Here is a 668-nt window from a genome sequence, read left to right as displayed (position 1 = left end):
ACTATTTTTGCGCAATGGCCGCGAAGTTCCTATATGCAGCGCAATTCTTTTTCCAGAAGACGTCCTATGACTGAGCGTTGGACCCCCTCGAGCTGGCGAGCGAAGCCAGCCAAGCACATTCCGCAGGACTATCCGGATCCCGCCGAACTCGCCCGGGTGGAGGGCGAGCTGCGACGCATGCCGCCCCTCGTTTTCGCTGGCGAGGCGCGGCGCCTGAAGTCGCTGCTGGGCGAGGCAGCCGACGGGCGCGCGTTCCTCTTGCAAGGCGGCGACTGTGCGGAGAGCTTCAAGGAGTTCCACGCCGACAATATCCGCGACACCTTCCGCCTCCTGCTGCAGATGGCGGTGGTGCTCACCTTCGCCGGCGGTCGTCCGGTGGTGAAGGTCGGCCGCATCGCCGGCCAGTTCGCCAAGCCGCGCTCCGAGCCCACCGAGACCATCGATGGCGTGACCTTGCCCCCCTATCGCGGCGACATCATCAACGGCCAGGAGTTCGACGCCCTCTCGCGCGCGCCGGACCCCGAGCGGTTGATGAAGGCCTACGCCCAGTCGGCGGCGACCCTGAATCTCCTGCGCGCCTTCGCCGGCGGCGGCTACGCCAACCTCTACAACATCCACCGCTGGACCCTCGGCTTCGTGGAAGGCAGCCCCCAGGGCGCGCGTTATCG

At 66.6% G+C, this 668-nt stretch carries 1 protein-coding gene; it reads left to right on the top strand.

Translation table 11 applies throughout. The features are described from left to right. Nucleotides 1–66: 66 nt before the first annotated feature. A partial coding sequence (locus tag ACNOHI_RS24955) for a 3-deoxy-7-phosphoheptulonate synthase (protein ID WP_420477423.1) occupies nt 67–668 on the top strand: 602 nt, incomplete at its 3' end.

It is taken from the genome of Noviherbaspirillum sp. ST9 (genome assembly GCF_048799745.1).
GTDB lineage: Bacteria > Pseudomonadota > Gammaproteobacteria > Burkholderiales > Burkholderiaceae_D > Noviherbaspirillum.
Note: the sequence above shows the minus strand (reverse complement) of the source record. Positions and strands in the feature narration are given on the sequence as shown.